The organism is Sinorhizobium sp. BG8, from assembly GCF_016864555.1.
Classification (GTDB): domain Bacteria; phylum Pseudomonadota; class Alphaproteobacteria; order Rhizobiales; family Rhizobiaceae; genus BG8.
Map to the genome: position 1 here is coordinate 79,520 of NZ_CP044011.1, position 22,393 is coordinate 101,912.

At 62.5% G+C, this 22,393-nt stretch carries 23 protein-coding genes; 18 read left to right on the top strand and 5 right to left on the bottom strand.

The annotated features are described in order from the left end of the window. Nucleotides 1–122 precede the first annotated feature (122 nt). From F3Y30_RS00375 to F3Y30_RS00395, 5 genes are all read left to right on the top strand, one after another. Complete coding sequence (locus F3Y30_RS00375; RefSeq protein WP_203424635.1) at nt 123–1,208, top strand: putative urea ABC transporter substrate-binding protein; 1,086 nt, start codon at nt 123–125, stop codon at nt 1,206–1,208. A gap of 27 nt (nt 1,209–1,235) precedes the next feature. Continuing rightward, nucleotides 1,236–2,054, top strand: a complete 819-nt coding sequence (locus F3Y30_RS00380; protein WP_203424636.1) for an ABC transporter permease — start codon at nt 1,236–1,238, stop codon at nt 2,052–2,054. Nucleotide 2,055: 1 nt separating this feature from the next. Next, entirely contained in the window at nt 2,056–2,904 is an 849-nt protein-coding gene (locus F3Y30_RS00385) for an ABC transporter ATP-binding protein (protein WP_203424637.1), read from the top strand. Nucleotides 2,905–2,924: 20 nt separating this feature from the next. Continuing rightward, nucleotides 2,925–4,238, top strand: coding sequence for an NtaA/DmoA family FMN-dependent monooxygenase (locus tag F3Y30_RS00390; RefSeq protein WP_203424638.1), 1,314 nt, complete (start codon nt 2,925–2,927; stop codon nt 4,236–4,238). An 81-nt stretch (nt 4,239–4,319) separates the two neighbouring features. Continuing rightward, nucleotides 4,320–4,838 carry a flavin reductase gene (locus tag F3Y30_RS00395; RefSeq protein WP_203424639.1) on the top strand — a complete coding sequence of 173 codons (519 nt, stop codon included), beginning with the start codon at nt 4,320–4,322 and terminating at the stop codon, nt 4,836–4,838. 11 nt (nt 4,839–4,849) lie between these two features. On the opposite strand, the gene F3Y30_RS00400 is transcribed toward F3Y30_RS00395, so the two are convergent. Then, nucleotides 4,850–5,698: a MurR/RpiR family transcriptional regulator gene (locus F3Y30_RS00400; RefSeq protein WP_203424640.1), complete on the bottom strand. Its 849-nt coding sequence runs from the start codon at nt 5,696–5,698 to the stop codon at nt 4,850–4,852. 106 nt (nt 5,699–5,804) lie between these two features. Between F3Y30_RS00400 and F3Y30_RS00405 the strand changes: the two genes are divergently transcribed. Genes F3Y30_RS00405 through F3Y30_RS00425 form a run of 5 tightly spaced genes read left to right on the top strand, consistent with a single transcriptional unit; the run spans nt 5,805 to nt 10,669 of the window. Further along, nucleotides 5,805–6,542: a 5-formyltetrahydrofolate cyclo-ligase gene (locus F3Y30_RS00405; RefSeq protein ID WP_203424641.1), complete on the top strand. Its 738-nt coding sequence runs from the start codon at nt 5,805–5,807 to the stop codon at nt 6,540–6,542. Between the two features lie 57 nt (nt 6,543–6,599). After that, nucleotides 6,600–7,571, top strand: a complete 972-nt coding sequence (locus F3Y30_RS00410; protein WP_203424642.1) for an ABC transporter substrate-binding protein — start codon at nt 6,600–6,602, stop codon at nt 7,569–7,571. Next, entirely contained in the window at nt 7,571–8,341 is a 771-nt protein-coding gene (locus tag F3Y30_RS00415; protein WP_203424643.1) for an ABC transporter ATP-binding protein, read from the top strand. The genes F3Y30_RS00410 and F3Y30_RS00415 overlap by 1 nt, the downstream gene beginning before the upstream one ends. After that, a complete protein-coding gene (locus F3Y30_RS00420; protein ID WP_203424644.1) occupies nt 8,331–9,911 on the top strand; it encodes an ABC transporter permease subunit in 1,581 nt (526 codons plus the stop codon). The genes F3Y30_RS00415 and F3Y30_RS00420 overlap by 11 nt, the downstream gene beginning before the upstream one ends. A 17-nt stretch (nt 9,912–9,928) precedes the next feature. Beyond that, nucleotides 9,929–10,669, top strand: coding sequence for a 5-formyltetrahydrofolate cyclo-ligase (locus F3Y30_RS00425; RefSeq protein WP_203424645.1), 741 nt, complete (start codon nt 9,929–9,931; stop codon nt 10,667–10,669). Nucleotides 10,670–10,679: 10 nt separating this feature from the next. Here F3Y30_RS00425 and F3Y30_RS00430 read toward each other — a convergent pair whose 3' ends face one another. After that, nucleotides 10,680–11,885: a hypothetical protein gene (locus F3Y30_RS00430; RefSeq protein WP_203424646.1), complete on the bottom strand. Its 1,206-nt coding sequence runs from the start codon at nt 11,883–11,885 to the stop codon at nt 10,680–10,682. Nucleotides 11,886–12,425: 540 nt separating this feature from the next. Between F3Y30_RS00430 and F3Y30_RS00435 the strand changes: the two genes are divergently transcribed. From F3Y30_RS00435 to F3Y30_RS00450, 4 genes are all read left to right on the top strand, one after another. Continuing rightward, nucleotides 12,426–13,715, top strand: coding sequence for an O-antigen ligase family protein (locus F3Y30_RS00435; protein ID WP_203424647.1), 1,290 nt, complete (start codon nt 12,426–12,428; stop codon nt 13,713–13,715). 21 nt (nt 13,716–13,736) lie between these two features. After that, entirely contained in the window at nt 13,737–14,585 is an 849-nt protein-coding gene (locus F3Y30_RS00440) for a DUF6492 family protein (RefSeq protein ID WP_203424648.1), read from the top strand. 281 nt (nt 14,586–14,866) lie between these two features. Continuing rightward, nucleotides 14,867–15,109: a hypothetical protein gene (locus tag F3Y30_RS00445; RefSeq protein ID WP_203424649.1), complete on the top strand. Its 243-nt coding sequence runs from the start codon at nt 14,867–14,869 to the stop codon at nt 15,107–15,109. A 21-nt stretch (nt 15,110–15,130) separates the two neighbouring features. Then, nucleotides 15,131–15,601 (top strand): methyltransferase domain-containing protein, encoded by a 471-nt coding sequence (locus tag F3Y30_RS00450; protein WP_203424650.1) that lies wholly within the window; start codon nt 15,131–15,133, stop codon nt 15,599–15,601. A gap of 101 nt (nt 15,602–15,702) precedes the next feature. Here the strand turns inward: F3Y30_RS00450 and F3Y30_RS00455 are convergent, their stop codons facing one another. After that, nucleotides 15,703–16,137: a MarR family transcriptional regulator gene (locus F3Y30_RS00455; RefSeq protein ID WP_203424651.1), complete on the bottom strand. Its 435-nt coding sequence runs from the start codon at nt 16,135–16,137 to the stop codon at nt 15,703–15,705. Between the two features lie 260 nt (nt 16,138–16,397). Between F3Y30_RS00455 and F3Y30_RS00460 the strand changes: the two genes are divergently transcribed. The 3 genes from F3Y30_RS00460 to F3Y30_RS00470 are packed head-to-tail and all read left to right on the top strand — an operon-like array spanning nt 16,398 to nt 19,545. Continuing rightward, nucleotides 16,398–18,476 carry an FUSC family protein gene (locus F3Y30_RS00460; protein WP_203424652.1) on the top strand — a complete coding sequence of 693 codons (2,079 nt, stop codon included), beginning with the start codon at nt 16,398–16,400 and terminating at the stop codon, nt 18,474–18,476. Beyond that, a complete protein-coding gene (locus F3Y30_RS00465; RefSeq protein ID WP_203424653.1) occupies nt 18,473–18,682 on the top strand; it encodes a DUF1656 domain-containing protein in 210 nt (69 codons plus the stop codon). The genes F3Y30_RS00460 and F3Y30_RS00465 overlap by 4 nt, the downstream gene beginning before the upstream one ends. Next, nucleotides 18,679–19,545: an HlyD family secretion protein gene (locus tag F3Y30_RS00470; RefSeq protein ID WP_203424654.1), complete on the top strand. Its 867-nt coding sequence runs from the start codon at nt 18,679–18,681 to the stop codon at nt 19,543–19,545. The genes F3Y30_RS00465 and F3Y30_RS00470 overlap by 4 nt, the downstream gene beginning before the upstream one ends. A gap of 6 nt (nt 19,546–19,551) precedes the next feature. Here F3Y30_RS00470 and otnI read toward each other — a convergent pair whose 3' ends face one another. Next, complete coding sequence (otnI, locus tag F3Y30_RS00475) at nt 19,552–20,322, bottom strand: 2-oxo-tetronate isomerase (protein ID WP_203424655.1); 771 nt, start codon at nt 20,320–20,322, stop codon at nt 19,552–19,554. Beyond that, the gene (gene ltnD / locus F3Y30_RS00480) at nt 20,322–21,236 is read right to left on the bottom strand and encodes an L-threonate dehydrogenase (RefSeq protein WP_203424656.1); all 915 of its coding nucleotides are present in this window, start codon (nt 21,234–21,236) and stop codon (nt 20,322–20,324) included. Before ltnD ends, otnI begins: the two co-directional genes overlap by 1 nt. Nucleotides 21,237–21,374: 138 nt before the next feature. Between ltnD and F3Y30_RS00485 the strand changes: the two genes are divergently transcribed. Continuing rightward, nucleotides 21,375–22,367 carry a LacI family DNA-binding transcriptional regulator gene (locus F3Y30_RS00485; protein WP_203424657.1) on the top strand — a complete coding sequence of 331 codons (993 nt, stop codon included), beginning with the start codon at nt 21,375–21,377 and terminating at the stop codon, nt 22,365–22,367. Nucleotides 22,368–22,393: the final 26 nt, after the last annotated feature.

Sequence of the window (22,393 nt, forward strand, 5' to 3'; positions counted from 1 at the left end):
TGCTAAATTTTTGATTTCATTTCATTTTCTTTTGAGGTTCGTCATTTTTCCGCTTGCGGAGTCTATTGAACGCTCGCTTAATAGTGGGAACAAACCAGACAATCAAGCAGCGGAGATACGTGATGAGAAGGCTTTTGGGTACCATTCTGATGTCTATTCTCCTGCTGGCGGGAGTCGTCGGGGGAACCACCCGCGATGCAGTCGCCGCGCAGAAGAAGTCGTTCAAGGTCGGCTATTCGATCTACGTCGGTTTCATGCCGATGTCCTACCTCGCGCAGTCCGGCATCCTGAAGAAATGGGCCGACAAGTACGGCATCGAAATCGAGATGGTCGTCGTCAATGACTATGTCGGCAGCATCAACCAGTTCATCGCGGGCGATTTCGACGCCGTCGGCGTAGCCGGGATGGACGGCCTGACGATGCCCGCGGCCGGCGGCGTCGACACCACGCTCTTCCTCATCACCGACTATTCGAACGGCAACGACCAGCTCCTGTCGAAGACTGCGAGCTCCGTCGCCGACCTGAAGGGCAAGGACGTCTACCTCCTCGAATTCAGCGTGTCGCACTACCTCCTCGACCGCGCGCTCGTCACCAACGGCCTGACCGGACTTGGCGAGGTCAAGACCGTCAACATTTCCGATGCCGATATCGCAGCCGCCTACATCTCGAACGCCGAGATCGAACACGCCGTCTCGTGGAAGCCGATGACGGCCGACATGCTCGATTCGAACGATGCAAGCAAGGTGCTGTTCGACAGCTCCAAGATCCCCGGCGAGATCATGGATGCCTTCATCGGGCATACTGAAACGCTGAAGGACAACCCGGACTTCGGCAAGGCGCTGACCGGTGCCTGGTATGAAGCGCTCGGCATCCTGAAGCAGGGCGGCGATGCGGCAAAGCCGGTCAACGAGCTGATGGCCAGCGCCATGGGCACCGACGAGGCAGGGCTGAAGTCCCAGGTGGACACGACCTACTTCTTCTACACCCCGGCCGATGCCTATGCATTCCTGACCGACGCGAAGACCAAGCAGTCCTGGGACTACATCCGCAAGTTCAGCTTCGACCGTGGCCTCTTCGGCCAGGGCGCGGCAAGCGTGGATGCCGTCGGTATCTCGCTGCCCGACGGATCGATTCTCGGCGACACGGCCAACGTGAAGCTCAGGGTGGACGCCACCTTCGCCAAGATCGCGGCAGACGGCGCGCTCTGAGCCGCTCGAAAGCGAACGGGTGTCTCCGTGAAGCGCATCATCAACTATCCACCGAACCGCCGCCAACGGATCATGCTCGGCATCCTGCCGTTCATCGTTGTGCTCCTGGTCTACGTGATGGGCTCCGAAGTCCGGCTTGCCGCCAATGCGGGGGACAAGATCATGCCAGCCTTCTCCTCCTTCTACGCGGCAATGGAGCGCCTCGCCGTCCAGCCCGACAAGGCAACAGGCAACTACCTCTTCTGGCTGGACACCTATCTCAGCCTCTGGCGATTGTTCGTCGGGCTCGGGCTGTCGGCCCTGATCGCGGTTTTCATCGGCATTCCGGTCGGCTTCATCCCGCACCTGAGGGCTACCTTCGATCCGGTGCTGGCGGCACTATCCCTGGTTCCGCCACTCGCCGTACTGCCCATCCTGTTCATCATCTTCGGGCTCGGCGAGATCTCGAAGATCGTGCTGATCATCTTCGGCGTGGCGCCGTTCCTGACACGGGACGTCATCCTGCGGGTGGACGGCCTGCCTCGCGAACAGATCGTCAAGGCCCAGACGCTCGGTGGATCGACATGGCAGATGATGCTGCATGTCGTCCTTCCGCAAGTCGTTCCCGGACTCGTGAACGCCCTGCGCCTGTCGCTTGGCGCGGCCTGGCTCTTCGTGATCGCCTCGGAGGCGATTACCGCGGAGGGCGGGCTCGGCTACCGGATCTTCCTCGTCAGGCGGTATCTCGCGATGGACGTCATCCTTCCCTACGTGGTCTGGATCACGCTTCTGGCCTTCCTTGTCGACTACGGCCTGCGCCGCCTCAACGAGTTCGCCTTCCCCTGGGCGCACCTGAAGGAGGCCTGAGATGACGGAGATCACCTTCGACAAGGTCTGGAAGGAATACGACGACACCATCGTGCTGGAGAACGTGTGCCTCAGCCTGCGCGATCACGAGTTCCTCTCGATCGTCGGTCCGAGCGGCGTCGGGAAGACCACCATGCTGCGCCTTCTGCTGAGCCAGGAGGTGCCGACGAAAGGCACGATCCTGATCGACGGCGAGCCAATCTCTGGCGAACCCGCCGCCGACAGGGGCGTGGTGTTCCAGCGCTACTCGGTCTTTCCGCACAAGACGGTGCTCGGCAACGTCATGATCGGTCCGCAATGGCAGCAGTCCCGATTTCTCGGGCGGCTGTTCGGCGCCCGGCGCCAGGAGGTGACCGAGCGCGCCTTGACGCTCCTCGAACGGGTCGGGCTGAAGGAGGCGGCGGACAAGTATCCGCAGCAGCTCTCCGGCGGCATGCAGCAGCGCCTCGCCATCGCGCAGGCACTGATCATGAAGCCGAAGGTCCTGCTTCTCGACGAACCCTTCGGCGCACTCGACCCCGTCACGCGCAAATCCATGCATGTGCTCATTCGCGAACTGTGGATGGAGAACGCGATGACGATCGTAATGATCACCCATGACATGGCCGAGGCCTTCGAGCTCGGAACCCGCGTCATCGCGATCGACAAGGTGCGCCGCGATCCGCAGGCCCCGGAAAGGTTCGGCGCCTGCGTCGTCTCCGACTTCGAGGCCAAGCCTCGCATCGTGCGCGACAGCCGGCGCTTCGAACTCGTCCGCGCCGCCACCCGTGGCGCTGCATCCGCGGTCGAGGAAGCGGGCGGCGACGTTCTTTCGAATTTCCCTCCGCTCAGCCGGAATTCTTCTCTCTGAAACGACAAGGAGCTTACACAATGGCGCCGAAGCCGATGCACCTCGCATGGTTCATGAATTTCACCCCGGACGAATGGCGCGAACCCTTCGGCAACGGGGGTACCCCCTGGGACGGCCGCTTCTACATCGAGATGGCGCAGGCCCTGGAGCGCGCCTGCTTCGACTACATCATGATCGAGGACAAGCTGATGGTCCCCGAGACCTATGGCGGCTCGCGTGACTTCGCGCTGAAGAACGCGATGATGGTGCCCAAGGCGGACCCGGCACCGCTGGCAACCGCCATGGGCATGGCGACCTCCAGGCTCGGCGTCGTTGCCACCATGTCGACGATGGCCTATCCGCCCTTCCTGCTGGCGCGCCTCTGCTCGACGATCGACAGCCTGACCCGCGGTCGCTTCGGCTGGAACATCGTCACCAGCGCGGAAGACCTGGCGGCGCAGAACTTCAACCTCGACGTTCTGCCTCTGCGCGAGACCCGCTACGAGATGGCTGACGAGTACATGGATGTCGTGCGCAAGCTCTTCGATAGCTGGGACAAGGATGCCGTCGTGCTCGACCGGGCAAAAGGCGTCTACGCCGACCCGACGAAGGTGCACACCATCGATCATGCCGGCAAGTTCTTCAAGGTTCGCGGACCGCTGAACACCGTGCCCTCGCCGCAGGGTCGGCCGGTCTTCGTGCAGGCCGGCGCCTCGCCGCGCGGCCGCGACTTCGCCGCCATCCATGCCGACTCGATCATCTCGGTGGCGAGCGGCGTTTCCGCGATGAAGGCATTCCGGGATGACATCCGCGCCCGCGCGGAAAAATTCGGGCGCAATCCCGACGAGATCAAGGTGCTTTTCTGCATCACGCCGACGCTCGGCGAGACCGAGGCCGAGGCCTACGACAAGTACAACCGCATGGTCTCCTCGGACTACTTCATCACCGACACGCTTTCTTCCATATCGGCGATCACCGAGATCGACTTCTCGAAGTTCGATGTCGACAAGCCGCTGCCGGAGAAGCTGGTGACCAACGGCGAGTCCGGCACGCTGGACAAATTCCAGCAGTGGGGAAGCGGCAAGACGCTGCGCGAACTGGTGGTCGACGGCGGCGGCGGACTGGTCTCGTCCGTCGAGCTGATCGGAACCCCGGACCAGGTCGCCGACAAGATGGGCGAGGTCATGAGCTACGTCGGCGGCGACGGCTTCCTGCTCACGACCCCGGTCCTGCGCGTGAGCCGGCGCTACATCACCGAGATCACCGACGGGCTGGTGCCGGCGCTCCAGCGTCGCGGACTGGCGCGGACCGAATACAAGCACGAACTCCTGCGCGATAACCTGATGGAATTCTGAGGACCCATTCCGCGCGCCGCCCTACCTGCGGCGCGCGGGCACAAACCAAACTCCGGTCGATCGTTCACTGCGAGAGAGACAATGACCCAGCCACACACGCATCCATCAAGTAACGATGAATCCCGTGCCGTCTCGCGGGAAAACTTCCGCGAGGCGATGTCCCGGCTTGCGGCAGCGGTCAACATCGTCACCACGGACGGGACCGGAGGAAGGGCGGGCTTCACCGCGACCGCTGTCTGCAGCGTCACCGACAGCCCGCCGACCCTTCTCGTCTGCCTGAACCGGAACAGTTCGGCGAGTGCCGCCTGCCTCGAGAACGGTGTGCTCTGCGTCAACACCCTGCATCCGAGCCACGAGACGCTCTCCAATCTCTTCGGCGGCAAGACGCCGATGGCCGAGCGCTTCGACTCCGCCGACTGGGCCGAAACGGCAAGCGGGTCGCCGAGGCTCGCCGATGCCATCGTCGCCTTCGACTGCAAGGTGGAGCGCATGGCCGAGGTCGGCACGCACACCGTCCTCTTCTGCGAGGTGATCGACATCGCCGCGGGCGACAGGCCGGAGGCCCTGCTCTACTTCGCCAGGCGCTATCACACGATCTGAAGCGCTTCGCCTCAGTCGAAATCTCCCAATTCCTCGTGGATTCCCGCGATGATCTCGGAGCGCTGTTGCGCCGACTTTCCGGCATGGGCCGCGTAGGTGAGCATCAGGAGGCGGATGGCGCTGCCGACCGCCGTATGCGAGGCGCCGAGAGCAAAGCTCGCGACATGGCACGGCAAGACGACGCGCGAATGGCGCTGCGCTTCCAGCATCGACCCGCGATCCGTAATGGTGATGACGTTGAGCCGGCTGGTGGCCGCATAGGAGAGGATCGGCTTCAGGAGCGTGTTGTGCGGCGGCAGGGTGATGACGAGCAGCACATCCTTCGGCCCCGTCATTGCGAGATCCTCGGCCCAAGACCCCTGGTTTATTCCGAGGATCATCACGTTGTGGCGCAGCCGCGACAAAAGCAGCCGCGCATAGCGGGCAAACCCCTCCTCTGATCCGAAACCGAGCACCCAGACCCGCGGCGCGGCTGCGATGAGCTCCGCTGCCTCGCGCACCTTGTCCGAACGCATCTCCTCGAAGGTCTTCGTAAGGTTCTTCAGCTCCAGTTCCAGATGCGCGCCTATGGTCCGGCCGAGCGCGACCTGCTCGGAATTGGTGACGGAGTACTCGTAGGGCTCCGTACGGTTCCGTTCCTCCCGTGCCTGCAGCTTCACCTCGTTGAAATCCGAATAGCCGAGGTGCTGGAAGAAGCGGGCAGCCGTTGCCTTCGAGACACCCGCCATTTCGGCGATCTCGGTCGCCGAATGGGTAAGAATGTCGTCCTGCCGGTCGAGGATCAGTTGGGCGAGCTTCTGCTCCCCCGCCGTCAGCCGGGCATATCTTTCCTGGATGCGCAAAACGAGACGTGACGCCATGAGCCTTCGATTCCCCCGCTGCGAACATAAAAAACACTAGCATCCCTCTTGCAATGATGAAACTGTTGTTTCATGATTATGAAACAGTGAAACCACGGGTTCTTACGTGTCGCATCCACGCCTCATACGTCAGCGCATCTGGGAGCGGCTCAAGGATGTCGCCCGGCCGGACACGCGCTTCCATATGCGGTTCTCCGAGTTCATCCCCGATTTCGAAGGCTCAGACAGCGCAACCGACCGCCTCGCGGCCCTGCCGAGTTTTGCGCGCACGTCGCTCGCCTTCGTGACGCCAGACAATTCGATGCTCGAACTCAGGCGGCGCATGATCGTCTCGGGCACACCTTTCGTGATGTCGACCTACAACATCCAGCGCGGCTTTCTCTATCTCGCGCCGGGCATCGTTCCGAAAGGAACCGAACTGCAGGCGGCGTGGCTCGACGGCATCGAGCACTACGGGCGGCCCGTCACGCTGGAGGACCTCACCCATATCGGTCGCTTCGATTTCATGGCCACGGGCGCCTCGGCCGTCTCGATGGACGGCGTGCGGTTCGGCAAGGGCCACACGTTCTTCGACCTCGAATGGGGAATGTTCACCGACCTCGGCCTGGCCGACGAGGCGACGACGATCGCGGCCGTCGTGCATGACGTCCAGGTGGTCGAGGACCGCCTCAACGTCAGCGAGACGGAAATACCGGTCGATTTCATCGCTACGCCGACCCGCACGATCGCCGTCGAGCGCAACCGACGCCGGCCGCGCGGCATCCGCTGGTCCAGCATCACCACCGATGAAATCGACGCCATTCCGCCGCTGAAGGAACTTGCCCGCATGCGCGGGGTCGCATGAACGACGCCTGGAGCATTTGAAAGTCCATTGCTCTCACCAGAACGAAAGGGAACCCACATGAACATCGCCTTCAACAGACGCCGGTTTCTCGGCCTCATGGGAGCCGCCGCGACGCTTCCGATGATGGGCCGCGTCGCCCGTGCAGCAACGCCATTCAACTTCCAGGCTTCCTGGATCAACGATGCCGAGTTCAGCGGCTATTTCGTCGCCGTCGACAAGGGTTACTACGCCGAAGAGGGGCTGGACCTCACCTATCTCTCCGGCGGACCGGACGTCATCCCGGAAAGCACGATTGTCGCGGGCAAGGCGGATCTCACGCTGACGACGCCCGACACGACGATCAAGGCGATCGTCGAGCAGAACGCGCCCTTCAAGATCATCGGCGCCCAGTATCAGAAAAACCCGATCGGTATCGTCTCGCTCGCCAAGAACCCGATCCGTGAGCCGAAGGACCTTGTCGGCAAAACGCTCGCCGTTCCCCCGGTCAACGTCATCTCGGTCGAGGCGATGCTGAAGATCTCGGGTGTCGATCGCTCGCAGGTGAACATCGTCCCCTATGCCTACGATCCGACGCCGCTCATCAAGGGCGAGATCGACGCATCGCTCGATTTCACGACCAACGTCCCTTTCACCATCAAGCAGGCAGGCGAGGAAGCAACGTCCTTCCTTCTCTATGATTTCGGCTTCACCATCTTCAACGACACCGTCGTCGTCACAGAAGAGACGCTGAAGGCGAAGCGCAAGGAAATCGTCGCCTTCCTGAGGGCCAGCCGGAAGGGCTGGGAGGAGAACCTCAAGGATCCGGCCGTCTATCCGCCCACATTTGCGGACAGCTGGTTCAAGGGGACCGGGCGTTCGATCGAGAACGAGGTCTACTTCAACACCGCGCAGAAGCCGCTGATCGAATCCGCCGGCGGGATCTTCTCCATGAGCGAAGAGGCGATCGAGGCGAACATCAAGGCGCTCGCCGCTGTCGGCATTGTCGCCAAACGCGAGCATTTCGATACGACGGTTCTCGAAGAAGTCTGATGGCAAACATGTCCGGCATCCGCCTCGAGCACGTGTCGCGTTCCTTTGCGGGACGCGGCACCGTCGTCACGGCCCTTGCCGATGTCTCTCTCGATTGCCCGGCAGGGTCCTTCACGGCGTTGATCGGGCCCTCCGGCTGCGGCAAGTCGACCATGCTGCGCCTGGCTCTCGGTCTCGACCGGCCGGATGCGGGCACCACGACGGTCGCCGGCATGGCGCCCGGCGAAGCCGCTCGGGCCGGGCTGACCGGCGTCGCATTCCAGGATGCGGCGCTGATGCCCTGGCGCACCGTCGAAGACAACATCGCGTTGCCGCTCGACGTGCTCGGGCGGCCGCGCCGCACGCACGCGGGCAAGATCGCCGATCTCATTGCGCTGGTGGGCCTCACTGGCTTCGAGAAGGCTCTTCCTGGCGAGCTCTCCGGCGGCATGCGCCAGCGCGTCGCGATTGCCCGCTCGCTCGTGACCGATCCGAAGGTTCTCTTCCTGGACGAGCCCTTCGGCGCGCTCGACCAGATCCTCCGTCGCCAGATGAACATCGAACTGCAGCGTATCTGGATGGAAAGTCGCGCCACCACCCTGCTCGTGACGCACGGGATCGACGAAGCCGTCTTCCTCGCCGACCGCGTCGTCGTCATGCAGAGCAAGCCGGGACGCATCGCCCGCGTCATCGACATCCCGTTGCCGCGCCCGCGCCGGCCGGAAATCTTCACCAGCCCCGAGTTCCACGCCCTTGAGGACGAGATCGCGGAGGCCCTCGATGGCCGCTGATCAGGCACGAGAATCCGCACGGCTGGGGACGGTCCGCAACTGGCTCATCCTTCTGGTCCTCTGGGAGATCTGCGGTCGCTTCTCGCTGATCGCCGGAGGCGCCCTGCCCGCTCCGTCGCAGATCCTCGCTCGCCTCTGGATCGACCGGGCCGACTATCCCCCGCATATTCTCGCGACCCTGCAAGGGGCTGGCGCAGGCTTCCTGATCGGCAACCTGGTCGCCATTGCTGCGGGCGGATTGTTCGCACTCTTCCCTGCGGCCGCGCGCCTGGGACGCGGCGTCAACATCGCGCTCTTCGCGCTCCCGCCGATCGCCATTTCGCCTATCCTGGTCCTCACCTTTTCGGGCATGACCCCGCGGATCGCGCTTGCGGCCATCGGCTGCTATTTCGTCACCATGACTGCGACCGTTACCGGGATCACCCAGACCGACCGGCGGATGATCGACCTGGTCCACGCCTATGGCGGCGGCAGGTGGAAGACGCTCATCCTGGCGCAGGCCCGTTCCGCCCTACCTTCCATCCTCACTGGCCTCAGGATCGCGGCGCCGAACGCCGTGCTGGGTTCCATACTTGCCGAATTCGGCGGGGGCGGACGCTTCGGGCTCGGAGCCTACCTGATCGGATCGCTCGGCCGAGCCGAGCCGGACCGGCTCTGGGGGATCGGGCTGTGCGCCACGCTTCTGGCCGGTCTCGCCTATGCCCTCTTCTCGCTGATCGCCTACCGCTTCACCGGCTCGACGCGCGCCGTCACCGTTCCGGCAACCGCGCCCGACTCCGGCTCCGGGCACTGGCCACGCTGGCTCTCCATCAGCCTCAAGCTGGGCTCGATCGCCCTGCCCTTCGCCCTGTGGTGGCTGCTCCTCCTCGTCATGGGAACGCCGCCGATGATCGCCAAGACCCCGGCAGGCCTCGTCGATTATCTCTTCCTGCTGCCAGCCTCCCCGGCCGCACGCGAAAGGCTCGTCGCCGCACTGGCGCAGACATTGCCAATGACGATTGTCGGCATGGCGGCCGGTATCGCCTTCGCCTTCCTTCTCGCTCTCGCCTCCGTGATCCGCCCCGCGATCGTGCGCGGCTTCATGCCGATCGCGCTGGTGACGCAGACCATGCCGCTTGTTGCACTGACCCCGCTCCTGGTCCTCCTCCTCGGCCGGGGACCCTCGGTCATTCTCTGGATCACCATTTCCGTCACGTTCTTTCCCGCGTTCGTGACCATGGCGCAGGGTCTCTCACTGGTCCCGCGGGCAGCACTCGACGTGCCGCGGGCCTATGGCGCGAGCCCCCTGACGCAAATGCGCCTCGTCTCCATTCCGGCTTCCCTGCCATACCTCTTCGCCGCGATGCGCCTTGCCGTGCCGCGCGCGCTCCTCGGCGTCATGATCGCCGAATGGCTCGCCACCGGAACGGGCCTCGGCAACCTCCTCAACCAGTCCCGCGGCTATCTCGACTACGGCATGATCTGGGCGGTCGCCGTCACGTCGGTTCTTCTGTCCGTCCTTTTCTATCAAATCGTCGCCTTCATCGAGCGGTTGGTGCTGACGCGCCGCGGGATGAATTCGGCCGGCTAATGCAAGGAGTTGCTGCCATGAGTATCGTCGATCACAAGGCCTCGGTGCGTGAGCGAGTATGGAGCGAGTTGCGCAAGGTGGCCGTGCCAGACAGCCGCTTTCACTTCGACTTCGGGGAATTCATCGCCGATTTCGAAGGCGGAGAGGCGGCCGTCGCCCGCCTGACGGCGCATCGGTTCTACCAGGATGCCAAGTTCATTTTCATCACGCCGGACAACTGCCTCGATCGTCTGCGCTTCCAGGCGCTGGAGGACGGAAAGACCGTGCTGATGACCACCTATTCGATCAAGCGCGGCTTCTGGGTTCTGGACCCTCGCCTGATCGCGCCGGAGCTGCGTCTCTATGCCTCGACACTCGACGGCATGGAGCGGGTGGGCCAGCCCGTCAGCCTGAAGGACATCGCCTCGATGCCGGTCGTCGACTACATGGTCACCGGCACTGGTGCGATAAACCACGAGGGCGTGCGCTTCGGCAAGGGACACGGCTTCTTCGATGCGGAATGGGGCATGCTCTACCGGCTGGGAAGGATCAGCACCGCGACGCCGTCGGCGGCCGTCGTGCACGACTGCCAGGTCCTCGACGAGAAACTGACGCCCGACGTCTACGACACGGTGGCGGACGTGATCTTCACCCCGACGCGAACGATCGAGGTCCGGGATCCGCACAAGCCGACCTGCGGCATCCTTTGGGATAGGCTAGACCCGCACATGTTCGAAACGATCCCGCCGCTGCAGGAACTGAAGGCGATGGGGCTGTAACCAAGCCACGCTACCCGCGCGCGATCTCGGCAACTGTGTACCCTCTCCGGCACTGGTATCCGTCGAATGCGACCTTGGACAGGCCCCAGGACGGAAAGGTCAGGTCCGCGGGCTTGTCCGACAGGTTCAGGATGATCCTGTAGTCGCCGTCGCCGGTCGGAATCGAGCAGCCCTCGAACGGATAAGGCAAGTCGAAACCCGAGAGCTGAGCCGGCTCGCGGACGGACTGCAGACGGATCGAGGGACGCCGCCCGCCTTTCTCGGCATCGATCAGGATATGCTCGATATCGTCGATCTCTGAATTGAACTTCACGAGCGCATCGACAAGCTCGGGCGGCGTCGCATCCCAGGCAAAGGCCGGGGAGAACGCGAACGTGAAGTAGATGATCCCGACCGCGCCATGGATGATCGATGACCATGCCTGTACGCCGAACTCGGCCGCGGACGCGTTGCGTCCCATGCTTCCATTGAACTGCGACGTTCCGACAAAGGAGAACTGCGGCCTGCCACCGCTCCACCGCAACAGCCGGTCGATCGCGTGCCCCTGCGGCGTCGAGACATAGTCGTCGAGGTCCGTCACCAGTGCTTCCCCCGACGCAACGGGATAGCTGTCGTGGCAAAGCCAGTCGATATAGGGGCTATCGGCGTAGTCGGCCATGATCGCATCGAGGTACATGTTGTTGATGTGGCTGCCGATATGGTTGATCCAAAGCGGCTTGCCGCTGCCTCCCCAAAGCTTGGCGATCTCGTCGACCTGATCGGGCCGCATCGTCACGCCTTCGTAGGTGATCCCCTGGCCTCCCGGCTTGAGGTTGGAGGGTTCGTCGATGAGGGAAAATGCGAGGAGAAGAGGCTGCTGCAGATCCCACTCGAAGGCGTCGCGGTCGGAAAGCACCAGGCTTTTCTGCGGTCCGGAGTAGTCCCAGCCGCGCGGCTCACGCACAATGTTGAGGTGTAGTCGCAGCGCTTCCTGTGTCCATTGCAGGACCTCGCCTCCACCGTTGACAGTGAAGATCGTGTTGACGCCGCGCGACTTCCAGAGCGCCATCGTCTCTACCGGCTGCTGATAGACACCCTTCACGAAGAAGCGTGGGCCAGGCAGCAACTCCATCCGCGCGGACGCTGCCAAAGCCGGACTGACCCACTTTCGCCCAACACCGGCGATGAGTGGCGACGTTGCCAAAGCAAGCAGATTGCGGCGGCTTATTCCCCTCATGATGGCCTCGACTTGGGTGGGAGGACGCCGCCCCCTCGGCGTCCGGTTCATCATAGCGCGAGCTTTCCCCGAACAAGACAGTCGAAATAGGATGACCCTCCTACCTCGAAAGGACCAGTACACGCCGGGGCGGCTATGGGCTTAACTCAGATCTCTTCGGCATTTTCGAAGCATACCTGGGCAGATTGGAATGGTTGGTCAGATTGTGCGTCAATCCCCTCGGACGGTCGACCCGGGATGCTGCGACCCAAAGCGCCGGGCAACCCTCCAAGCCATGTCCCTGCGCACTGAAATCCCTGCGACCTTCCTCTCTCAACCGTCAGAGGTTTCCCGAGACAAGGGATGCATTCGAATATGAACGAGACACGCCGATTGGGCCTGACCAGGCGCCGCGGAGGTGCCTCCGACTTGTCCCTTCCTGGGCAACTAAGACCCCTCCGCAGTAGTAGACAAGGCGGACGGACTGGGGTGCGGCACGTAACTGGACCAATCGCGCCGCCTGACAGCCTGGAAAAGAGCCGATTGCCAGTAGCTGTATTCTTGTTCCTGATCGCGCTTTCCATCCCTTGGATTATCGAGATTGGATCCCTGCGACTGTCGATCTATCGATTTCTTCTGTGCCTCGCTGTTGTGCCCTGCATATGCCTCTGGCTCACCGGTCGCGCCGGGAGAATCCGGATTGTCGATCTCCTGGTGATTTCGTTCGTTAGCTGGAAAGGACTGACCCTCATCCTGCTGCATGGGCCGCAGCAAGCGATGCAACCCGTGGGAATATCCTTCGTGGAAACCCTTGGGGCCTATTTCCTACCCCGTTGCTTCATCCGCAACGCCGACGATTTTCGAACAATGGTCAAGCTGTTGTTCATTGTCGTCGCGTCGATGGTGCCGCTTGGACTTCTGGAAACAGCAACCGGCTTCCCGGCGACGCAACACCTTTTTCGTCTGGTGCTCCCGACCTATCCGGACACTGACATGGGTTGGCGCTCCGGCCTCTTCAGGGCCCAGGGCGCATTCGAGCATCCGATCCTTTTTGGCGTCGTCTGCAGCACCGCGTTCATTCTCACTTTTCTCGTCCTCGGCTACCAAAGGTCACTCGCCGAAAAAGGTGCAAAGGCAGGAATCGTCGTGCTGGCGACCGGTCTCGCCGTTTCATCCGGCCCCCTTCTTGGAATTGCACTTCAATGCCTCCTGCTCGGCTGGAAACGGTGCGCGGATGCAATCGGCCTTCGGACGATGTGGAGTTTGACACTTGCAGGAGTGTTGGCTTACGCGGTGGCGAGCCTGACGTTGCACCGCTCGGTAATCGAGATAGTCATAGCGCGACTCACATTCGATCCGATGTCCTATTGGTCGCGCAACCTGATTTGGGAATACGGCTGGAGTTCGGTATCAAATCATCCTGTCCTGGGTACGGGGCTCGGCAGATGGGATCGGCCACAATGGATGGCCGAGAGTATCGACAATTTCTGGCTTGGAACCGCGGTCATCCATGGACTGCCGGCACTCCTGCTGATCTGCGGCACCGTCCTGGCGGCTCTGATGACCGTTGGACTGAAGCGCGGGCTTGATGAAAGGCACAGGGAGTATCGCGCAGCCTATCTCATCACGATCATAAGCACGTGTCTGGTTGGGCAGACTGTTCACTTGTGGGATGCCGCGTTCGTTCTTTTCGTCTTCCTCCTTGGGAGCGGCATTTGGTTTCTGGACGCGGCCCCGTCCGATTGCCCATCGGAGTCCACTCGACCGGCTCGAAATTCCCGATCTCCTGGCAGGACAGGGCACATTCCATCCAACGAGAAGGCTCCACCCCGAAAGGGATTGCTTCCATAGGTGCAAATGAAGGGGAGTACAGTGCCGACATTGTCAGTTGTAACGCCGAGCTACAGACCCGACATCGAACTGTGCCGCGATCTCCACAGCTCGCTCAAGGCGTTCGCGCCTCCGCACACCAACCATTGCGTCATCGTGCCGAAGTCGGACCGGGCAATCTTTGCCGGCATTGGTGATGTGCACAAAGTGGACGAATTTCTGCCCGCAAGCTTTCGCTCCGTCCCCGGCAACCTCTGGATAAACCTGCGCCGCCCTATCCCACCCGTCAGGGGCTGGATCGTTCAACAATTGATCAAGATCGAAGCCGTTGCCCGGTCCAAAGCCGACGTCGTGCTTCTTGTTGATTCCGATATGGTCTTTATCCGCCCTTTCTCGGCGCACACGTTCTACCGCGACGGGAAGACCAGGTTCTACCGCGCCGTCGATGCCGTTCACGCCGGCTTGCCTCGACACATTCTCTGGCATCGGGTGGCCCGGCAACTACTCGGCCTGCCTCCCTCGGACCGGATACCGCTCCACGACTACATTTGTTGGCCGATGGCATGGGATCCAACCGTGGTCCGAGCGATGCTGTCGCGCGTGGAAGGCGTGGCAGGCACTGCGTGGCAAACGGCGATCGCGTCCCAGCTTCATTTTTCGGAAGGCATTCTCTACGGCGTTTACGTGGACGAAGTGCTCGGAGGCGCACCATACAGCGAAGGCACGATGCTGAGCATCGCCTATTCGGATGAGATTCCGTTCGATCAGGTCGGGGCGGAAAAGTTTCTGTCCAGTGTTTCTCCCGATGACATTGCAGTCATGATCTCCGCAAAATCCGGGACAGGTCTCGAAGAGCGGAGACGCGCATTGGCCGCGATCGGTGGGAGGTAAGCCCGAGCCCTTGATGTTTCTGCAAGCGCGAGGGCAGATAATCTCCCCGCTTGACCCGCGCTCTGACACGGTTCGAACGCCACCAGAATGCCAAAAAGGGTTAGAGCAGCAATGCTGGCTCCTCAAAAAGGAGGGTTGGCGGACAAAACCGCCTGCATTTGCGGGGCGGCATAGATCGAAAGGACGTGCCCTGCTCGAATTATCTATGCAGGGGTGATCGATGGACGCTTTCGAACGAGGCGCTCAAACTTGTTCAGTCCTCAAGCAGCATGGGAACGCTCATGTCCATAACGCGCAGCGAATTCGTAAAACTGTATTGCGCTCTGATCGAAGGTAAGGAGTTCGTTGAGTGCAAGGATTACTATAGCAGATCAGTCGGCCGCTTCTGGAAGGCGTTCGACAAGATACAGCACCTGGGACTCTCTCCTCAGAGCAAGGCAATCGATATTGGCGGAGGCATTATGGCCGTGCTCTTGTCCAAGATCCTTGGCATCCAGGCCAGCGTCGGCGACATCAATGAATAGGCCGCAAAAGACATTCTGCAGTTGGGAATCGATTTTCAGCTCGTTGACCTGACGTCCGACGACACGCTACCCGACGAGCTGTACGACCTGATTGTCTTGCAAGAGGTGATCGAGCATCTGCCACATCCGCCGTACGTGATATTTCAACGAATAATGCGGTTCCTCAAACCGGGAGGAATACTGTTCCTGACCACGCCGAACGGGTCGAGAGTCAGGAACATCCTGTACATGCTTGCGGGCCGGCCGGTGCTCGATAACTTCCGCTACCCTGATCCCGGGGAATCCCTCGGTCACCAGCAGGAATATGTCCTTCCGCAACTGATGTGGCAGTTGAAAAAAGCTGGAATGATCGCTGTCTCGGCGGAACAGTATGACGATGGATGGGAAGGAGCCAGTCTGGCGGCACGCATGTCTCATGCGGTCGTAAGACCAGCCTACATCTTCCCGCATCTCCGCAACGGCCTGATGATTGCAGCCCAGCGAACAACCTGAAGACAAGGAACCTCGCACGAGCACTGCCCCCGCCACAGATTGCGGCGAGGTCTTATAAAGGCTTTACCCCCCGATCTCGCAGGGTGGGCGCAACCAAACCTTCATCCCTCTGCCGCAAGTATCGCGCTGAAGACGCGCAGCGCCGCGTCGAGGTCCGTGTCACTGATGTCCCGCAATACCCTTTCCCTCAACCGGCTGAGAACATCCTCCACCCGGTCTGCAAGCAGCCTTCCCTCCTTTGTGAGCCAGAGCGACTTTGCGCGACGGTCGAGAGGGTCATCCCGCCGCTCGACAAGGCCCGAGGCCGAGAGCTCGTCCAGGAGCCGCACCAGCGAGTTGCTGGTCAGCCCCAGCGTTTCCGCGAGCTTCACCTGCCGCACCCCGCCGCCGAGTCTTCCGATCCACAGAAGCGTGTTGGCCCGCGCCACTGATATGCCGTCCTCCGCCAGCGCCTTCTCCGCCATGCGCCGCCAGACGCTGCTGGTTTGAAGCATGCCCGACGTGACGGCCAGTTGCTTGGAGCGGATGCTATCCATGATTTCCCCGGAAACGAACGGTTTGAGTAAAGACAAATGCGACGGTTATGCAAGCGAACCATAAAGGATTTTTGCCACTTCTCAAATTTTATCTTGAAATCAAGTGATACGTATGCGATTAGAACACATACGAACTAAATAGCGAGCGAAAGAGAACCTTCGCACCCCTAACTGGGGTCGGGGCCATGCCGTTCGATTGCTGCCAGCGCACTTTCGAAACACGAGCTGCCCTCGAAGCGCCTCTCGACCCAAGTCTGACCATGACAATCAAAGCTTCCCTGCTCTCACCCGATGCCGGCGACGTCATCTTTTCCGTCAAGACCTTTGCGGCGGGAAGCCTGGCGCTGTGGATTGCCTTCGCCTTCGATCTGCCCCACCCCTACTGGGCGATCACGACGGCCTACATCGTCGCCCATCCGCTGTCTGGCGCCAGCACCTCGAAGGCGGTCTACCGGTTGGCTGGAACGGTCATGGGCGGCACCGCCACGATCGTGTTCGTTCCCAATCTCATCAACGCACCGCAACTGCTTGTCCTCGCCATCTCTCTGTGGATCGCGGGCTGTCTGGCCTTGAGCCTGCTCGACCGAACGCCGAGGGGCTATGCCTACATGCTCGCCGGCTACACCGCGGCGCTGACCAGCTTTCCGATCGTCAGCGCTCCCGATACCGCCTTCACCTATGTCGTGGCCCGGGTCACCGAGATCTCGGTCGCCATCATCTGCACATCGCTCATCAACCGCACCATCTTTCCGCGCCATGCCGGTCCCGTCCTCGTCGGGCGTGTCGAAGCGTGGCTGAAGGATGGAGTTGCCCTCGCAACCGGCGTGATGCGCGGCGGAAAGGACGCAGGGACCCTCGCCGCCATGAGCCGCGCGCTTGCGGCCGATGCTATCGACATCCGCGGCTTCACCACGCACATTTCCTATGACACGTCGCACCACCGCAGCCTCGTATCGACATCCAGAGAACTGCAGCGGGTGATGGTCGAGCTGCTGCCGGTCATCTCCGGTCTCGCCGACGTCATCGCCGCCCTGTCCCGGGCCTCAGGCGGGGCGCCGACGGCCGAGATCCGCGATCTCCTGGACAGAATCTGCCTATGGATGGAAGCCGGCCAGCCGATGTCGGAGGAGGAACGCCGCAGCTTCCTTGATACGTTCGAGGAGGTCGAAACGCAGGGATGCGCGATTTCCGCCTGGAACGGCATGCTCGTGCGCAACCTCGTCGCCCGCCTGCGCGATCTCGTCCAGCTCTGGGGAGATTGCATCGATCTCAAGGATACGCTGAAAAGCGGCAGGCAGCATCGCCGCCGCTGGCTGCGCTTCGGGGGCCAGGCGGAAAACCGGCCCATGCACAGGGACTACGGCATGGCGCTTTTCTCCGGCTTCGCGGCAGCCCTGGCGACCGGAACGGGCGCTGCGTTCTGGATCCTGACGGGCTGGCCCCATGGGGCCGGGATGGGTATGATGGCCGGCATCCTGACCTGCTTTTTCGCCGCGATGGACAACGCCACGCCGATCCTGAAGAAGTTCCTCATCTTCACGCTCGTCTCGATCGGCGGAACATTCGTGTTCCAGTTCGCGGTCATGCCGCATGTCAACGGCTTCCTGCCGCTGATCCTGGCGCTCAGCTTCCTGTTCATTCCGCTCGGACTGCTGATTGCCAGGCCGCAGACCTTCCTGCTCGGAATGGCGATGTCGACGAACATTCCGAACATGATCGGCCTCGAGTCGCGCGCGAGCTTCGATCTCGCCACGTTCATAAACTCCAACATCGGCACGCCCCTCGGCATCGTTCTGGCGATCGGCGTCGCGACACTGGTTCGCTCTGTCGGCGCGGAGTGGAGCGCCGCGCGCCTGATGCGTGCCGGCTGGCGGGACGTCTCCATGGCCGCGCGCACGCACGACCGGGACGATTTCTCGCGTCTCCTGCACCAAATGCTAGACCGGCTGGGTCTGATCGGCCCCCGTCTTGCCGCCATTCCGGCCAATTCACCCGTCACCGCGCAGGATCTTCTCAAGGATCTGAGGGTGGGTGTGAACGTCATCGAACTGCAGCGCCGGAAGGAAGGGCTGACCGGGCGCAGTGCCGAAAGCGTCGATGCCATCCTCACCGAAATCGCCGCCTTCTACGATGAGAAGCAGCGCTCTGCCGCTGCAAAGCCCGGTCCTTCGATGCTCCGCACGCTCGATTGCGCACTTCTCGCCCTTCAGGCGGACAGCCAGTCGGCACCTGCCGCGGAGGCTGCGATCAACTGTGTGGCGCTGCGCTACAACCTTTTGCCGGAGGCAGCCGAGTTTGCTGCCTCGGAAACCAACGAACTTCGCGAGGCAGCAGAATGAGGCCGGAACTGGACATCTACGGGGTATTCATCCCCACGCTCGGCGCGATCGCGCTCGCAAGCTTCGTGGTGAATGCCATCCTGCGCCGCCTCCTCTCCGCAGTCGGCTTCTATCGACTCGTCTGGCATCGACCGCTGTTCGATACAGCCATGTATTTCTGTGTTCTCAGCCTCATCGCGCTGACAATCAATCGGGTACCCCTATGAAATCGTTCGCAGCATTTTCCGGCCGCTTCCTTCTCACCGGCGTCATGGTCGTCATGGCGGCCGCGCTCGGCTGGCACCTGTGGGACTACTACATGAACGCTCCCTGGACGCGCGACGGCAAGCTTCACGCCGACGTCGTCAGCCTGGCCTCCGACGTCTCGGGCATCGTCAGCGAGGTCGAGGGCGTCGACAACCAGGCGGTAAAGAAGGGCGAAGTCATCTTCCGCATAGATCCCGCGCGGTTCGACCTAGCGTTGCGCCAGGCGGAGGCTGCGATGGAGAGCGCCAAGGCGGCCGTCGACCAGGCCGACAGCGACCTCGTCCTCTACCAGACGCTCGGGGAAAGCGTTTCGACGCGACAGAAGATCCGCCAGGCCGAGACCGCGGTCGCGCAGGCCAAGGCCGCTTACCAGGAAGCAGTCGTCAGCCGCGACATTGCACGGCTCAACCTCGAGCGCTCGCAGGTGCGCGCGCCGGTGAACGGCGTCCTCACGAACTTCTCGCTGCGGCCCGGCGACTACGTGACGGCGGGTTCCGCCGTCACCGCCCTCGTCGACAGCGATTCCTACTACGTTTCCGGCTACTTCGAGGAAAACAAGCTCGACCGCATCGCGATCGGCGATGTCGCCGAAGTCATGCTGATGGGCAGCGACACGAAGATGAAGGGCCATGTCGTCGGCATTGCGGGCGGCATCGAGGATCGCGAGCGCAGCGACAGCGCCGGCAGCCTTCCGAACGTCAATCCGACCTTCACCTGGGTCCGCCTTGCGCAGCGCGTCCCCGTTCGCATCGCGCTCGATGCGGTTCCCTCCGGAACCGCGCTCGTCGCGGGGCGCACCGCGAGCGTCACCATCGTTCACTAAGACCGGTCAGCGTACCGACTTGAGCCATCCCAGCCCCGCCACGGTGTCCCCGGCGGGGCGATACTCGCAGCCGACATAGCCGTCGTAGCCGAGGCGGTCGAGCGCTGCCAGTACATGGAAGTCGTTGAGTTCGCCCGTACCCGGCTCGTGCCTCATTGGCACGGCAGCGATCTGGACATGGCCGATCAGCGGCATCAGTCTTTCCATGGTCTTCAGGACGTCGCCCTGGATGATCTGGCAATGATAGATGTCGAACTGGAGTTTCACATTGGGACGGCCGATCACCTCGATCAACTCGGCGGCCCGATCGAAGTCGTTGAGGAAATAGCCCGGCATGTCGCGGCCGTTGATCGGCTCGATAACGAGGCCCACGCCCACCTCCCCGGCCGCGTCGGCGGCAAAACGCACCGCATCCACGTAGGCCGCGACGGCCGCCGGATCATCCGTGCGTCCGAGGCCCGCCATCATGTGCAGGAGCGGCGTCCGGATCACCTGCGCATAGGCAACCGCCGTGTTCACCGACTGGCGAAAATCGGAGCGGCGGACGGCAAGGCAGGCGAGACCCCGCTCCCCCTTCGCCCAATCCCCGGGAGGCATGTTGAACAGCACCTGCCTGAGCCCGGCCGAAGCGAGACGCTCGGCGACCGTCTCTGCCGAATAGTCGTAAGGAAAGAGATATTCGACGGCCTCGAAGCCGGCCCGGGCGGCCGCTTCGAAACGGTCGAGGAAGCCAACCTCGTTGAACATCATCGAAAGGTTGGCGGCAAAGCGTGGCATCAGCGTCCGTCCTCTGATCCGGGCAGGTCGAGGCCGGCGATGCCCGCAAGCAGCCTGGCCACGGACGCGTCGTCGTCCTTGCCCATACCCGCGGCCTCGGTCATGACGAAAAGCTGAAGCGCAGCGCTTGCGATGGGCAGCGGAAACTTCTGCTTTCGCCCGATGTCGGACACGATGCCGAGATCCTTGGTGAAAATCGAGACGGCGCTGTGCGGCTTGTAGTCCCCGGCGAGCACATGGGGAATGCGGTTCTCAAACATCCAGCTGTTGCCGGCCGACTTGGTGATGACCTCGAAGACACGCGATATGTCAAGATCCAGGCTCTTGGCGAAGGTGATCGCCTCGCAGGCGGCGGCAATGTGCACGCCGGCCAGATGCTGGTTGACGATCTTGAAGGAGGATCCGATGCCCGGCGCGTCGCCCAGTTCGTAGACCGTCTGGGCGATGGCGTCGAGCGCCGGGCGAGCGGCGGCGAAGCTCTCGGGCGTTCCCGAGGCCATGACCGTGAGTTGCCCGGAATTCGCCTTTGCCGATCCGCCGCTGATCGGTGCGTCGAGATAGAGAATGCCGCGCTCCGCTGCACGGGCGGCGAAGGCCTTCGCTTCTGTGGGCGAGATCGTGGCGGAGGAAACGACGACGGATCCCGGCTTCATGGCCGCGATCGCGCCGTCACGTCCGAAGAGCACCGTTTCCGTCTGCTCCGCATTGACGACGACGACGAGGACGATCCCTGCTCCCTCCACCGCCGTGGCCGGCTTGGCAAAAGGCTGGCCACCCTCAGCCTCAAGGGTCTTGAGTGCAGTCTCGTTGACGTCGCAGCCTGCGGTGACATGCCCGGCCCTCACGAGCGACCGGGCGATCCCCAGACCCATCGAGCCTAGTCCGATGACTGCGATTTTCTCCAATGTCGGCATCGCCGGCGACCTCCCCGATCAAAAATGACAGCGCTATCATATTTTCTAATCAAGCCTCTGGCGTCGCGCAACCGAAATATGTTAGCGCTGTCATAGGATACGACAGCACGGCAGAGGAGGCTCCCGGCGGTGCTACCCATGGTGCCAACACTTGCCGATGTCGCAGAACTCGCGGGCGTGAGCGAAATCACCGTCTCGCGCGTCGTGCGCAACAAGGGCCCGATCTCCGAGGCGACGCGCACCCGCGTGCTCGCAGCGGTCGAATCTCTCGGTTACGTTCCGAACCGCGCTGCCGGCTCCCTGGCGATGTCCGGCTCCCTTCTCTTGGGCGTGCTGCTGCCATCGCTTTCCAACATCGTCTTCCCGGAGGTGCTGCGCGGCATCCACGCCGGTCTCGCCTCTACCGGCTACCAGCCCATCATCGGCGTGACGGACTATGATCCCGTCACCGAGCAGGCCCTCGTCGCATCGCTGCTTGCCTGGAAACCCGCCGCCATCATCACCACCGGCTTCGACCACACCGACGCGACCCGCCGGATGCTGTCCAAGGCCGGCGTTCGCGTCGCGGAACTGATGGAAATCGATGCCGAGCCGATCGACATTGCCGTCGGCCTTTCGCATCGCCGCGCGGGCCTGGACACGGCGCGGCACCTCTTCGCCAGGGGCTATCGTCGCTTCGGCTACGTCGGCCATGACTGGACAGCCGACCGCCGCGCGAAGCTTCGCTTCGATGGCCTGCGTGACGGCTTGCGCGAGAACGGCCTTGACCTCGAGGGCCACGAGCTCTCCGGTTCGCCCAGTTCGACGATGGCTGGCCGCCAGACCCTCGCCGCCCTGCTCGCAAGCAAGCCGGATCTCGACGTCGTCGTCTTCTCCAACGACGACATGGCGATCGGGGGATACTTCCATTGCCTGGCGGCAGGCATCGCGGTGCCGCAGTCGCTGGGGATTTTTGGGTTCAACGGACTGGAGATCGGCGAGGCGCTTCCCGCCCGCCTGTCGACGATCCGTTCCAATCGCTTTCTCATCGGCAAGACCGCCGTGGAGCGGGTCCTAGAGCAGAAGGACGCCTCGGGAGAAAGGGTCGTCGTCGACACCGGCTACGAGATCGTCGAGGGCGAGACAGCCTGATCGAATACAAGGATAGTGGGAGATCG